13 protein-coding genes and 1 other annotated feature are annotated in these 12,036 nt (G+C 39.7%); of the genes, 11 read left to right on the top strand and 2 right to left on the bottom strand.

What is annotated here, in order from left to right; all coding sequences use genetic code 11:
* Window positions 1–17: 17 nt before the first annotated feature.
* The gene (locus IGI67_RS05475; RefSeq protein ID WP_207106715.1) at window positions 18–743 is read right to left on the bottom strand and encodes a gamma-glutamyl-gamma-aminobutyrate hydrolase family protein; all 726 of its coding nucleotides are present in this window, start codon (window positions 741–743) and stop codon (window positions 18–20) included.
* A 216-nt stretch (window positions 744–959) separates the two neighbouring features.
* Window positions 960–1,007: a sequence feature (sodium ion sensor (DUF1646 type); this cis-regulatory element may regulate processes involved in with the transportation of sodium ions), on the top strand.
* 51 nt (window positions 1,008–1,058) lie between these two features.
* Between IGI67_RS05475 and IGI67_RS05470 the strand changes: the two genes are divergently transcribed.
* From IGI67_RS05470 to IGI67_RS05425, 10 genes are read left to right on the top strand one after another with little or no spacing between them, the layout of a single operon-like run.
* On the top strand, window positions 1,059–1,382 hold the full coding sequence (locus IGI67_RS05470) for a hypothetical protein (protein WP_429957022.1): 324 nt from the start codon (window positions 1,059–1,061) through the stop codon (window positions 1,380–1,382).
* Window positions 1,369–3,330, top strand: a complete 1,962-nt coding sequence (locus IGI67_RS05465; RefSeq protein WP_429957021.1) for a V-type ATP synthase subunit I — start codon at window positions 1,369–1,371, stop codon at window positions 3,328–3,330. The genes IGI67_RS05470 and IGI67_RS05465 overlap by 14 nt, the downstream gene beginning before the upstream one ends.
* 18 nt (window positions 3,331–3,348) lie before the next feature.
* Window positions 3,349–3,819 (top strand): V-type ATP synthase subunit K, encoded by a 471-nt coding sequence (locus IGI67_RS05460; protein WP_207106718.1) that lies wholly within the window; start codon window positions 3,349–3,351, stop codon window positions 3,817–3,819.
* Window positions 3,820–3,831: 12 nt separating this feature from the next.
* On the top strand, window positions 3,832–4,416 hold the full coding sequence (locus IGI67_RS05455) for a hypothetical protein (RefSeq protein ID WP_207106719.1): 585 nt from the start codon (window positions 3,832–3,834) through the stop codon (window positions 4,414–4,416).
* A gap of 37 nt (window positions 4,417–4,453) precedes the next feature.
* Window positions 4,454–5,449 carry a V-type ATPase subunit gene (locus IGI67_RS05450; RefSeq protein ID WP_429957020.1) on the top strand — a complete coding sequence of 332 codons (996 nt, stop codon included), beginning with the start codon at window positions 4,454–4,456 and terminating at the stop codon, window positions 5,447–5,449.
* Window positions 5,439–5,750, top strand: coding sequence for a V-type ATP synthase subunit F (locus IGI67_RS05445; RefSeq protein WP_207106721.1), 312 nt, complete (start codon window positions 5,439–5,441; stop codon window positions 5,748–5,750). Before IGI67_RS05450 ends, IGI67_RS05445 begins: the two co-directional genes overlap by 11 nt.
* A gap of 14 nt (window positions 5,751–5,764) precedes the next feature.
* Window positions 5,765–7,546 carry a V-type ATP synthase subunit A gene (locus IGI67_RS05440; protein WP_207106722.1) on the top strand — a complete coding sequence of 594 codons (1,782 nt, stop codon included), beginning with the start codon at window positions 5,765–5,767 and terminating at the stop codon, window positions 7,544–7,546.
* Entirely contained in the window at window positions 7,539–8,915 is a 1,377-nt protein-coding gene (locus IGI67_RS05435) for a V-type ATP synthase subunit B (RefSeq protein WP_429957019.1), read from the top strand. Before IGI67_RS05440 ends, IGI67_RS05435 begins: the two co-directional genes overlap by 8 nt.
* A 4-nt stretch (window positions 8,916–8,919) precedes the next feature.
* Window positions 8,920–9,552 carry a V-type ATP synthase subunit D gene (locus IGI67_RS05430; protein WP_207106724.1) on the top strand — a complete coding sequence of 211 codons (633 nt, stop codon included), beginning with the start codon at window positions 8,920–8,922 and terminating at the stop codon, window positions 9,550–9,552.
* A 30-nt stretch (window positions 9,553–9,582) separates the two neighbouring features.
* Window positions 9,583–10,944 carry a TrkH family potassium uptake protein gene (locus tag IGI67_RS05425; protein ID WP_207106756.1) on the top strand — a complete coding sequence of 454 codons (1,362 nt, stop codon included), beginning with the start codon at window positions 9,583–9,585 and terminating at the stop codon, window positions 10,942–10,944.
* A 41-nt stretch (window positions 10,945–10,985) separates the two neighbouring features.
* Here the strand turns inward: IGI67_RS05425 and gloA are convergent, their stop codons facing one another.
* On the bottom strand, window positions 10,986–11,354 hold the full coding sequence (gene gloA / locus IGI67_RS05420; RefSeq protein WP_207106725.1) for a lactoylglutathione lyase: 369 nt from the start codon (window positions 11,352–11,354) through the stop codon (window positions 10,986–10,988).
* Window positions 11,355–11,491: 137 nt separating this feature from the next.
* Here gloA and IGI67_RS05415 point away from each other — a divergent pair, with 137 nt between their 5' ends.
* On the top strand, window positions 11,492–11,932 hold the full coding sequence (locus tag IGI67_RS05415) for an NUDIX hydrolase (protein WP_207106726.1): 441 nt from the start codon (window positions 11,492–11,494) through the stop codon (window positions 11,930–11,932).
* The last annotated feature ends 104 nt before the right edge of the window (window positions 11,933–12,036 follow it).

The following is a 12,036-nucleotide window of genomic DNA, read 5'->3' as shown; positions in this document are numbered from 1 at the left end:
GAGTAAATCATTATTATTTACTCAAAATCTTGAACGAAATAATCGAATAAGCTTTGTTCTTTAGAATCTTTCTTATGGGTGAGTTCAGGGTGCCACTGTACACCAAGGATTTTCGTGTTCTTTTCACGACTTTCAACCGCTTCAATGATACCATCAAGTGACCAAGCAATAGGTATGAGACTTGCAGATAAATCCTTGATGGCCTGATGGTGATAGGAGTTGACTTGTGCTCGTTCACCAAAAAGTGGAGCTAAAGCTGATTCAGGCTTAACTGTGATGGAGTGTAGACCAAAATCAGGTACGGTTGGAAACATATCGTGTTTCACTTCCCATTCAGGGTATTGAGATAAATCTTGATACAAGGTTCCACCTAAGGCCACATTTAATAGTTGTGTCCCTCGACAAACAGTGAAAATAGGTTTGTTTTGTTTGATGGCTTCTTTGATTAGAGCAATCTCAAAAGAATCTCGTTCAATACTGGTAGGACCTAACTTTGGATGAGGCTCCTCATTGTAAAGGATAGGAGTTACGTCTTGTCCTCCAGCTAATAAAAGTTTATCGATTGATTCGATATAATTACTAGCTAGCTCAGGATTGCTGATTGGCAATAAAATAGGTAGGCCCCCCGCTTTATGCACACCATCGATGAAACCTTGAGGACTGTAAGTAAACTGCTGATCAAAAAAATCTTGATTATTTTGGTAGTGTTGGTTTGCGGCTATTCCAATAATATTTTTTTTCATAAACGACAACTCCTTCTACTATTTGATACCACAGTCAAAACTCAAAAAGCAAGTAATTCGGTTATTAATTTTTTCTCATTTCCACTTTGTAAAAACCTACTATTAAATAAAGTCCAGATTTAAAGTCGAACGTATTAAAATTTTAACTTTTTAGCGAAAAATAGTTACGTGCAATCCTTTTTTTGATATACTATGTTCATTGAATAAATACAAAATGGTTGGGCGTAAGCTTCAAGGATCGTGTTCTTCAAGGGGTGAGAAGAGCAACCTTGAGAGTGGTGCGCTCTTTTTTTGTATCTATAAAGGAGGGTTTGTGTGTTAGAAGCTTTAGAAAAAATAAAGTCTGCTGAGGAGCAAAATGAAAGAAAAAAAGAAAAGCTAGTAGCAGAATTAGCAGCTTATGAGACGAATAAAAAACAACAGCTGCAAAAAAAGCGCGAAGAATTGAGAATGGATTTTTCTACTGTTTTATCGGAAAGAGAACAAGTATTGTCTGAAGAATTGGCAGCTGAAGAAAAAGAATTGAACAGCCATGCGGAAGATGCGATTAAAATGATGGAAGAAAAATATCAAGAAAAGAAAGAGCAAACGATTCAAAAAATTATTGAAAGGGTGATCTCAGAATATGGCAGTCAGTAAAATGAGTAAGCTGACCTTGATTGCCCAGCAGGGGTATAGTGAACAAATTCTATCTGCGGTTCAGGGATTCCAAGGGGTGGAAATTCGAGATTTATTTGAACAAACAGTTAGCAATGATTGGGTAGAAAAATATTTTTACGAAGTTGAACCTCTGGCTAGTCAAGATACACTGACAAAAATCGATCATCAATTAGAACAAATAACACATGCCATACGATTTGTGGAACATCACGGCAGCAGTCGTGAAAAAGGAGTCCACCTTAAACGTCAGCAAGCGACTTTAAGAAAATTGGAAGAAACATTTGATGAGAGTGTGCTGCTATCGGAATTGGAGAGCATCCAGGAGTTAGAATCTCTATTTTCTGAGGTTCGATCGAAACAAGAAAATCTGCATGAGCAAGAAAGTCTCCTGCAAAAATGGCAATCATTAGATTTTCTGCCAAAAGATTATTCATTGCATTCAACAAAATGCTTTTTAGGAACTGCAGATGCGAGTATTTGGGAATTATTTGATCAGCAATTGAAAGAGAAACAGATTCATAGTGAAGTCATTTACAGTGATGATCATATCGTTAATTTTGTCCTATTGTACTTGCGAGCTGAACAAGCAGAGGTACAAGAACTAGCTCGCCAGTTTAGTATAACCGCATTTACCTATAATTATTCACGACTGCCTAAGACTGAATTGACCGCGATCCAGCGTGAAATCATTGAATTAGTGGAAGAAAATAAACGTCTCGCTCGGTTAATCGGACAGAAAAAAAGCGTGATTGAAAACTTGGAAACAGCAGAAGAGGTTCTATTAGCACGAAAAAATCGCTGGTTGATCCACGATCGTTTTATTAAAGATGATAAATTATTCCTGCTGCAAGGGTGGATCGAAACGGAGAACTTCAAAACATTTGAAGATTTTGTAGGCAATTTAATAGGTAGTGAAAATCTTTACCTAGAAATTGAAGAGCCGACGAGTGTCGAAATTACGGAAGAGATACCAACTAAGCTAAAGAACCATACGTTGGTAAAACCGTTTGAGATGCTGACGGAGATGTATAGCCTGCCTAAATACCATGAAGTTGATCCAACACCGTGGTTTATGCCTTTTTACTTTGTTTTCTTTGGGATGATGGTTGCGGACGCAGGGTATGGTGCGTTGATGCTAATAGGGACAACCGTTGCTTTGAGAACAATCTTGCCACGAGGAATGGAACGATTTATGCGCTTTTTCCAAATCTTAGCTGTACCGACTATTATGTGGGGATTGATTTATAATTCATTCTTCGGTTTTTCACTTGGATATACACCAATTCTCTCAACCAGTGAGGACGTCATTAGTATTTTAGTCTTATCGATTATTTTTGGTGTCATTCAAATTTTTATCGGTTTAGGTTTAGCAGCACGAGAAAATATCAAGGCCAAGAACTATTTAGGTGCTGTTTCAGACGGATTTGCTTGGCAAGGGATTATGATTGGGGCGATTATTGGAGGAGCAGGAAAAATGCTGCTGAACAGCCAGCCGCTATTTATGATAGGTGTTGGACTAGCAGGATTAAGTGCTTTGCTGATCATTATCACCCCGATGCTGCAATCGAAATCTAAGATTAAAGGGTTAGCTAAAGGGGCCTATAATTTATATGGAATCACTAGTTATATTGGTGATTTAGTAAGCTACACTCGGTTGATGGCTTTAGGAATATCTGGAGGAAGCATCGCGGCAGCATTTAATATGCTAGTCGGATATATGCCGCCGATTGCACGATTTAGTGTTGGAATTTTATTGATGTTAGCTCTACATGGATTAAATATCTTTTTGTCTTTATTATCTGCTTATGTCCATGGGGCTCGTCTACAATATGTAGAATTTTTCGGAAAATTTTACGAAGGCGGAGGACGTGCATTCCGTCCATTAAAGTCAGAAGAAAAATATGTGAATATAGAACAAGAAAAATAATTGGAGGAATTTTAGACAATGATGGAGTATTTGATTAACAACAGTGGTGGTATTATTTTCGCGATTTTAGGAATGGCGACAGCAACAATTTTTTCAGGTATCGGTTCATCCAAAGGTGTTGGTATGACGGGTGAGGCAGCAGCGGCATTAACGACCAGCCAACCAGAGAAGTTTGGTCAGGCATTAATTCTACAACTATTACCGGGAACACAAGGATTGTATGGATTCGTTATTGCTTTCTTGATTTTTACAAATCTATCTAGTGATTTAACTGTGGTTCAAGGATTAGGGTATTTTGGGGCATCATTACCAATCGCTTTCACTGGTTTGTTCTCTGGGATTGCCCAAGGGAAAGTTGCAGCGGCAGGTATCCAAATTTTGGCGAAAAAACCTGAGCATTCAACAAAAGGAATCATTTATGCTGCCATGGTTGAAACATATGCGATCTTAGGATTCGTTATCTCATTCTTGTTAGTCGGACAAGTGTAAGGAGTTTTTTTAATGGAAGCAATCGAAAAAATAGTCGAGCAGTTGAATCAGCAAGCAGATCTGGAGCAGCGTCAATTGAAGGAAAAAGAGACTGCACGGATCGATCAAGAGTTTCAGGCGGAGCTGACAGAGATCGAAGCTGAACATCAAAAACGCTTGGAGAAAAATGTACAAAATCTAGAGAACAATTACAAGCAGGCTACGAATCGGCAGCAGGTTGCTCAAAAACAAATGATTTTAAATCAAAAACAAGCTATTTTAGAACGTGTATTTGCTGAAGCAGTCACTCAAATGGAGAATTGGGCACCAGAAGAGCAGCGGAAATTTGCTCACGATGCCTTAGGAAAAATGCCATTACAAGGTGAATTAGTTTTTATTCCTGGTGAGAAGTCGCAAGCAATTTTTACAGAAGAATGGCTAGTCGAGCAAAGCCAAAAGCTTACGTATCAATTAACAATTGGTGGGGAGCCGGTCATTGGTCAAGCTGGATTCATTTTAGATAAAGAGGGCGTACAATATAACTTTCTTTATCAAAGTTTAGTTAGAGAAATTCAACAGCGAGAAAGTTATCAAACAGCCGAAACGCTTTTTGAATAACCATGGTCTTAAAAGACTACGAATTAGGAGGCATTGAATGAAACAATCTACGTATCATGAATTGAATCCGCTGGTTCGTTTGAAGGAATTGGAGCTGTTGGCTCCTGAATTGATGGCGCGAATGATAAAAGCTGAGGATATGACAGAAATCGAGGCTCTTTTTAGAGGAACGATATACGGTGAATATTTGTCAGATAATTTTTATGAAAGCTTTGAAGCAGCTCTGGGAACGGCGCAAAATAATCTGCTGGCAGAATTAGTAAAGATCATACCTGATCCGAATGTTATTTGGATCTATACAATGCGATTTACCTTCCACAACCTGAAAGCCTTGATCAAAGCTGATTTGTTAAATCAGGATTTTGATGACCTTTATATTTATGATGGTTTTTATTCTTTAGATCAGATTAAAACTGCTATCCGAACGGGTCAAGCTAGCGGATTACCAGATATTTTGCTGGAAAGTATCCAAGAGGTTAGGGAGCACTTTGAAGAGTCGAACAGTTTGCAAGGAATCGATATTATTTTGGATCGTAAATATTTATATTGTCAGCGCAAAATCGCAGATAGCATAAATGAGCCGGAGTTGACGAAAGAAGTGATCAGCTTCATTGATTTCACCAACATCTTAATGGTAGCACGCGGGATTAAACAAAAAAGAAGTCGGAACTTTATGTCGACTGCTTTATCGAGTCACGGAAGTATACCAAAAGAGGAATTACTGGATTGTGTTGAAGTTGATATGGAAATGTTGACGAGTTATTTGAAAACTACCGCCTACAGTGAAGTAATCGAACCGATTATTAAGGATAATACCATCGATTTAAGTCAGTTAGAAAGACTTTGCGATAATTATTTGACGAGTTTTTACGAAACGGCGCAAACACAAGCCTTTGGTCCGCTACCAGTATTAGCGTTGTTAAATGCGAAGTCGATTGAAAATAAAAATCTTCGCTTGATCATCACAGGTAAACGAATCGGATTAACGGAGGATCAAATTAGAGAAAGGATGCGTGAGACATATGTCACATAAAATTGGTGCAATTGGTGATAAGGATTCTGTCTTGCCTTTCAAACTCTTTGATTTTGATACCCGAACGACAAAAGATAAGCAAATGATTCGTCAGCAAATCGAAGAGATGGCTAAAAACGATTATGGCATTATTTATATTACCGAAGAATTTGCCCAACTTGTCCCTGATACAATCAAACGTTATGAAGAGAAGATGATTCCGGCGATTGTATTGATCCCAAATCATGAGGGAACTTTAGGAATCGGCCAGTCTATGATTCAAGGACAGGTTGAACGAGCGGTAGGACAGAATATTTTATAAAAGGAGCTAGTGACTTGCAAGAAGGTAGAATAATAAAAGTTTCTGGACCATTAGTACTGGCAGAAGACATGGAGCAAGCGGCAATTCAAGATATTTGTTACGTGGGTGACCTTGGAGTTATCGGCGAAATCATTGAAATGCGTGGCGATGTAGCTTCCATTCAAGTATATGAAGAAACTGCTGGAATTGGACCAGGCGAACCAGTTAGAACAACAGGGGAAGCTCTTTCGGTTGAATTAGGACCGGGGATTGTTTCTCAAATGTTTGACGGTATCCAACGTCCGTTAGATACATTTAAAGAGCAGACTGAAAGTAACTTTTTGAGTCGAGGGATTCAAATCCCAGCTTTAGATCACACAAAGAAATGGTTGTTTGAAGCAACAATGGCTGAAGGGGCTACTGTATCAGCGGGTGATATCGTCGGAACAGTTAAAGAGACGAAAATCATTACACACAAAATTATGGTACCTAATGGGGTCAAGGGAACACTGAAAAAAATCTCATCAGGTGAGTTTACGATCGATGACGTTGTTTATGTGATTGAGACAGAAAATGGACCGCGAGAATTTTCTATGTTACAAAAATGGCCAGTACGTCGTGGACGACCTGTGTCAGAAAAATTAAATCCAGAAGCACCTATGATTACGGGCCAACGAGTAATTGACACCTTTTTCCCAGTTGTAAAAGGCGGAGCAGCTGCAGTGCCGGGACCGTTTGGTGCTGGAAAAACGGTTGTTCAGCATCAGATTGCTAAATGGGCGGATGTGGACCTTGTAGTTTACGTAGGCTGTGGTGAACGTGGAAATGAAATGACCGACGTATTGAACGAATTTCCTGAGTTGATCGATCCTAAGACAGGCGAGTCATTGATGGAGCGGACGATTCTAATTGCGAATACTTCGAATATGCCGGTAGCGGCACGTGAAGCTTCGATCTACACAGGAATCACCATTGCTGAGTATTTTCGTGATATGGGGTACAATATTGCAATTATGGCAGATTCTACTTCACGTTGGGCGGAAGCCTTGCGGGAGATGAGTGGACGTTTAGAAGAGATGCCTGGTGACGAAGGTTACCCTGCATACTTAGGAAGCCGTTTGGCGGAATATTATGAACGATCTGGGCGTGTCATTGCTTTAGGAAGTGACGGTCGTGAAGGCTCGATTACAGCCATCAGTGCAGTATCGCCTTCAGGTGGTGATACTTCTGAACCAGTAACACAAAATACCTTGCGGGTTGTAAAAGTGTTCTGGGGACTAAGTGCTACATTGGCGCAACAACGGCATTTTCCATCGATTGACTGGCTGCAAAGTTATTCATTATACTCTTCAGAAGTTGGCAAGTATTTGGATAACGACCTTCAAGCAAATTGGTCTCAAATGGTAGCAGAAGGCATGAAAATGCTGCAAAAGGAATCTGAACTAAATGAGATTGTTCGTTTAGTTGGGATTGACTCTCTATCAGAAAGGGATCGTTTAACTCTTGAAGTAGCGAAGTCATTGCGAGAAGATTACTTGCAGCAAAATGCGTTTGATGATGTTGATACGTTTACATCACGAGAAAAACAATTTAAAATGATCGATAATATTTTGACCTTCAACAAAGAAGGCCAACGTGCTTTAGAATTGGGGACTTATCTAAAAGAAATCATGGACGGAACAGTGACATTGAGAGACCGTATCGCGCGAAGCAAATATATTTCTGAAGATGAGTTAACAAAATTAGATCAAATCAATTTAGATATTGTGGCTGAAATTCAAGCGATTGTTGCTAAAGGGGGAATGACCAATGATTAAAGAATATCGTACCATTAATGAAGTGGTCGGACCTTTGATGGCGATTGACAAAGTTGAAGGTATCAAATATGAAGAACTGCTTGAAATTCGATTGAACAATGGTGAACTACGTCGAGGACAGGTGTTGGAAATCCATGAAGATAAGGCGCTTGTTCAAATTTTCGAAGGAACTAGCGGCATTAACTTGAAGGAATCAACGGCTCGCTTTTTGGGACATCCATTAGAATTGGGTGTTTCAGAAGACATGGTTGGACGTGTTTTTGATGGATTGGGTCGACCAAAAGATGGCGGACCAGAAATCTTGGCTGAAAAGAATGTCGATATCAATGGTGAGGTAATCAATCCTGTTTCTCGCGATTACCCCGATGAATTTATCCAAACGGGTATTTCAGCGATTGACCACTTGAACACATTGGTGCGTGGTCAAAAATTACCAGTATTCTCGGGATTTGGCTTACCGCATAAAGAACTGGCAGCACAAATCGCACGTCAAGCGACAGTATTGAACAAGGAAGACGATTTTGCGGTTGTATTTGCTGGGATTGGGATCACTTTTGAAGAAGCAGAGTTCTTCATGGAAGATTTTCGTCAGACAGGTGCGATTGACCGCTCAGTTGTCTTCATGAACCTTGCAAATGACCCAGCAATTGAGCGGATTGCGACACCGCGGATGGCATTGACTGCGGCAGAGTATTTGGCATATGAAAAAGGAATGCATGTCTTGGTTATTATGACGGATATGACCAACTATTGTGAAGCTTTGCGGGAAATATCAGCTGCCCGTAGAGAAGTCCCAGGCCGACGTGGTTATCCAGGGTATCTTTATACAAACTTGGCTACATTATATGAACGTGCCGGTCGTATTCGAGGATTGAAGGGTTCGGTAACACAAATTCCGATCCTTACAATGCCTGAAGATGATAAGACGCATCCAATTCCCGATTTAACTGGCTACATTACAGAGGGTCAAATTATTTTGTCTAGAGAATTGGATAAAAATGGTATTCAACCACCCATTGATGTTTTACCATCGCTTTCTCGACTGAAGGATAAGGGAACCGGTGAAGGGAAAACACGTAAGGATCATGCACCAACTATGAATCAGCTTTTCGCTGCGTATGCTCAAGGAAAACAAGCCAAAGAGCTGGCTGTCGTTTTGGGGGATTCTGCGCTTTCTGACGTTGATAAAATCTACGCAAAATTTGCTGAACGATTTGAAGAGGAATATGTCAATCAAGGGTTTTATGAAAATCGTTCCATTGAAGAAACCTTGGATCTTGGCTGGGAGCTGTTAGCTATGCTGCCTCGTACCGAGTTAAAACGGATTAAAGATGATATGTTGGACGAATATTTAACAGAGGGAGTTTGATCCTATGGTGAAACTAAATGTCAATCCAACTCGGATGGAACTCACACGGTTAAAAAAACAGCTGACAACTGCGAGTCGCGGTCATAAGCTTTTAAAGGATAAGCAGGACGAACTGATGCGCCGCTTTATATTGTTGGTCAAAAAGAACAATATCATGCGAGCAGAGGTTGAGGACGAGCTGCAACAAGCGATGAAGAATTTTTCGATTGCCGATGCATTGCTGAATGATAAGTACATCGAGGAATTATTAGCTGTTCCTAAAGAACGAGTATCTCTTGATGTCATTGAAAAAGATGTGATGAGTGTCAAAGTTCCGATTATGAATTTTCAACATGAATCGGAATTATCAGATGGTCCGTTAGAATATGGCTTCTTAAATTCCAATGATGATTTAGATCAGAGCATTCAGAAGTTTACAGAAGTGCTGCCTAAACTGTTGGAACTAACAGAAATCGAAAAAACGTGTCAATTGATGGCGAAAGAAATCGAAAAAACACGACGACGAGTGAACGCTTTAGAATACATGACGATTCCTCAGCTGGAAGAAACGATCTACTTCATTAAAATGAAGCTGGAAGAAAATGAACGTGCTGAAGTCACACGCATGATTAAAGTTAAAAATATGGGTACTACTTGAGAAAGTAGTGCCTTTTTTTGAAGGTAGGAAATTATGGATAAAGAAAAACACCGGCGATTAAAACTCTATCCTATTCAATTTATTGCATTAGGTTTTGGCGGAGTTATCTTGATTGGCAGCTTGTTGCTGACGCTGCCGATCTTTACAAACTCTGGTGAGGGAACATCTTTTATTGATGCGTTATTTACGGCAACTTCTGCTACTTGTGTGACAGGCCTGACCACATTAACGACGAATGAGCACTGGAATACTGGCGGTCAATTAGTAATACTTGGTCTAATAGAGGTTGGCGGCTTAGGGTTTATGATGATGCCATTCATCTTCTTTGCATTTATGAAGAAAAGGGTGGGACTTTTAACACGAATCATCTTGCAAGAGTCCTTAAATTTAGATAGCTTGTCGGGTGTTATGCGGCTGATGTTTTACATTTTTCGGTTTGCCTTTGGCTTCCAATTATTAGGAGCTATCTTATTGGCAATTGACTTTGTACCGACGTATGGAATTGCCAAGGGACTTTGGTATGCGATTTTTCATTCTATTTCCGCTTTTTGTAATGCTGGTTTTGATTTATTCGGAGATAGTTTAGTTGGCTTTCAAGATAATGCCTACGTATTATTTGTGATTTCTGGATTAATCATTGCCGGCGGCTTGGGGTTTATTGTTTGGCAGGATCTGATGAATTTTCGCAAAACAAAGAAGCTCAGTTTACATAGTAAGCTGGCCTTAACTGTTTCAATCAGTTTATTAGTTATTGGGACATTGGTGTTTTATATATCAGAAAGCGGTGGACGCAACATCGTTGGAGATTCCTCTTCAATTGATCGTTTTGCGAATATGCTTTTTATGTCGGTAACTGCTAGAACAGCAGGATATTTCTCTGTTGATTATGGGAATGTCAGCCAAGCAGGTATCTTATTTACAATCGTCTTAATGTTTATCGGAGGTACACCGGGATCGACAGCTGGCGGACTAAAAACGACAACATTTGGTGTTCTGCTAGTTCAGACAATCTCTATGCTAAAGGGAAGAGAAAACGCAGAGGTTTTTCGACGGACGATTCGACCGTCAGTAGTTTCTCGCGCACTTACCTTGTTTTTTATCACGTTAACCTCATGCATATTTGTGACAATGCTTATGTCGGTTACTGAAACATTGCCAAGATTTCGTGGGATAGAGTATCTTTTATTTGAGACCTTCTCCGCTTTCGGAACTGTTGGTTTAACGATGGGCCTGACGCCTAGCTTGACCCTTGCCGGGAAACTTTTGATTATCGGCTTAATGTATATTGGCAGGGTCGGCATTTTAACGGTCGGCTTCTCATTAACGATGCGCCTAATGAAATCTAATAGCGGACACTATAAGCTGCCGGAAGAAAGTGTCATGATTGGATAAGAAAACCGCTCTTTAGAACGAAATCTAAAGAGCGGTATTTTTTAACGAATAACTTCGATTTTATAGCCATCAGGGTCTGTGATGAAATAGTAAGAAGGATCTGTACCTGGCAAGCCCTTCATATCTGTTACATTGAATCCTTTTTCCTTGTGTTCACTGTGAAGCTTCTCAATATCTTCTGAGCGAACTGCGATATGGCCATAGCCATCTCCTAAGTCATAAGCGGCATGATCATAATTGTACGTCAATTCTAATTCATAATCATCTCCTGGGAAAGTCAAATAAACCAAAGTGAATTTTGAATCAGGAAAATCGCGACGACGAGACTCTTCAAAACCGAATGCTTCTTGATAAAATTTTACTGATGCGTCCAAATCTTTTACCCGAACGCAAGTATGTGCCATTTTCATAAATAAGTAACCTCCTAATTATTCATACATTTATGATAACATAAAAAATGAAATGACAAGCTTTTATGCTCAGCGGTTGTTTATGAGTTTTTTTTAATGTAAACTAATTGGTAAATACATTTTGCAGGAGGCCACGAATGATCCCAGTATTTGGCGTAAAGGAAGCCGAAAAAAATTATCAAGCGCGTTATGCAGCTTATGCGATTTTAATGAATGAGGATGAGAAAATCGCACTCATACAAGCTCCTAATGGTGCATTCTTTTTACCTGGAGGAGAAATTGAAGGAAATGAAACGAAGGAAGAGGCTATTGAGCGAGAAATGCTCGAAGAACTAGGCTTTGAAATTGTTCTATCGGATTACTTAGGGCAGGCGGATGAATATTTTTATTCACGTCATCGGGCCACCTTTTTTTATAACCCAGGCTATTTTTATTCTGCCAAAAGCTGGGAGAAGGTTTCTGAACCATTGGAAGAAGGAAATCACAGTCTCTGGGAATCGCCGCAAGCAGCAATCAATTTACTGAAGCGCGGCAGTCATAAATGGGCTGTAGAGGAATGGTTGAATAAAAGGGACTAGCCAAAAGACTCTTGAGCAATTAATCAGAATAAAAGCCGAACGACTTTTCTGTTATCATCAGTGATAGCATAAGGTCGTTTGGCTTCTTTGTTGTTGGGATTTTG

Origin of the sequence: Enterococcus sp. AZ196 (assembly GCF_050498845.1) — a bacterium.
In the GTDB taxonomy this organism is placed as follows: Bacteria; Bacillota; Bacilli; order Lactobacillales; family Enterococcaceae; genus Enterococcus_A; species Enterococcus_A murrayae.
The sequence above is the reverse complement of the archived record's forward strand: the minus strand, read 5'-3'. Positions and strand labels throughout refer to the sequence as shown.

Bases quoted from the DNA above. Each gene is read 5' to 3' on its own strand.
- IGI67_RS05455 (WP_207106719.1), top strand. From the start codon at position 3,832: ATGGAAGCAATCGAAAAAATAGTCGAGCAGTTGAATCAGCAAGCAGAT.
- IGI67_RS05430 (WP_207106724.1), top strand. From the start codon at position 8,920: ATGGTGAAACTAAATGTCAATCCAACTCGGATGGAACTCACACGGTTA.
- IGI67_RS05435 (WP_429957019.1), top strand. From the start codon at position 7,539: ATGATTAAAGAATATCGTACCATTAATGAAGTGGTCGGACCTTTGATG.
- IGI67_RS05475 (WP_207106715.1), bottom strand. From the start codon at position 743: ATGAAAAAAAATATTATTGGAATAGCCGCAAACCAACACTACCAAAAT.
- IGI67_RS05450 (WP_429957020.1), top strand. From the start codon at position 4,454: ATGAAACAATCTACGTATCATGAATTGAATCCGCTGGTTCGTTTGAAG.
- gloA (WP_207106725.1), bottom strand. From the start codon at position 11,354: ATGAAAATGGCACATACTTGCGTTCGGGTAAAAGATTTGGACGCATCA.
- IGI67_RS05460 (WP_207106718.1), top strand. From the start codon at position 3,349: ATGATGGAGTATTTGATTAACAACAGTGGTGGTATTATTTTCGCGATT.
- IGI67_RS05465 (WP_429957021.1), top strand. From the start codon at position 1,369: ATGGCAGTCAGTAAAATGAGTAAGCTGACCTTGATTGCCCAGCAGGGG.
- IGI67_RS05445 (WP_207106721.1), top strand. From the start codon at position 5,439: ATGTCACATAAAATTGGTGCAATTGGTGATAAGGATTCTGTCTTGCCT.
- IGI67_RS05415 (WP_207106726.1), top strand. From the start codon at position 11,492: ATGATCCCAGTATTTGGCGTAAAGGAAGCCGAAAAAAATTATCAAGCG.